Annotated in this window: 1 protein-coding gene; it reads left to right on the top strand. The window is 70.4% G+C overall.

The features are described 5' to 3' along the window. Nucleotides 1-671: 671 nt before the first annotated feature. Nucleotides 672-878, top strand: coding sequence for a hypothetical protein (locus GSF22_RS33885; protein ID WP_208817958.1), 207 nt, complete (start codon nucleotides 672-674; stop codon nucleotides 876-878). Nucleotides 879-928 lie beyond the last annotated feature (50 nt).

Here is a 928-nt window from a genome sequence, read left to right as displayed (position 1 = left end):
GGAAAAGCCACTGCCAGCAAATACGACCCGTCACGCCGACGCACCGGACACCACGCCGGAAAAGCACCGAAAAAATGCAGGACCACAAATTTCCGTACCGTTGCCGGCAGGTTCCGGGACATCACCGGTCCCGCAGCCGACGCCGTCACCCGGAAACCGGGACCGGCAACTCCCGTCACCTGCGGTGACCCCGCCCGCCGCCCGGAAGCGGCCACGCCCACCGGAGCCCACACGACCGGGAGCGGCCCACGCCCACCGGGAACGGCCCACACGACCGGGAGCGGCCCACCAGGTCCAGGGGCCGCCGCGCACGCTGCCTCCTGCCCCTTGATCCACTCCGTTCCCAGGAAACCGGGCTGTCGGATCGGGGTCGACACCCCGGCTTCCTGGAAAACGAGTAGCTCACCGGGCAACAGCAGGCCGATCAGGACGCCGGCAGGTTGCCGGTGTCAGCCCGGCGGACAGCCGCCCTCGCCTGCTGGCACATCCGGAGCAGCTCGACAGGTGAAGATTCGCAGGCCCACGGTGGAGGACCACGGTGACCGGTGACCGGCTGGCGGCACGGGAACACCCGCACACCCACCGGGGCCGGTGGGACCGACCGTTTGCGCCCACGCCGGCCCGGGGTACATAGGCGTCCTCACCGACCGACAGCAGACCGGGAGGCGGCCATGCGAGGACCGTCCATTTTGGGAATCATCGTGGTGCTCTGGCTGATCGTGGGCGCGATCGCGGCCGGCCAGCGGGGATACTTCAGCGACGACGACACCAACTGCGCGGAGGCCGGCACCATCCTGGTGACCGTCGTCGCCGGGCCGCTCAACTACGTCGGCGCGAACCCGAAGGTCGACTGCGAGCTGCCCCAGCCCTCGAAGTGAGCACCGGGTGGGTCGGCACCGACCGGCGCCGACCCACCCGGCCCGGACTC

This window comes from Micromonospora echinofusca, from assembly GCF_017614955.1.
Lineage (GTDB): Bacteria > Actinomycetota > Actinomycetes > Mycobacteriales > Micromonosporaceae > Micromonospora > Micromonospora echinofusca_A.
Note: the sequence above shows the minus strand (reverse complement) of the source record. Positions and strands in the feature narration are given on the sequence as shown.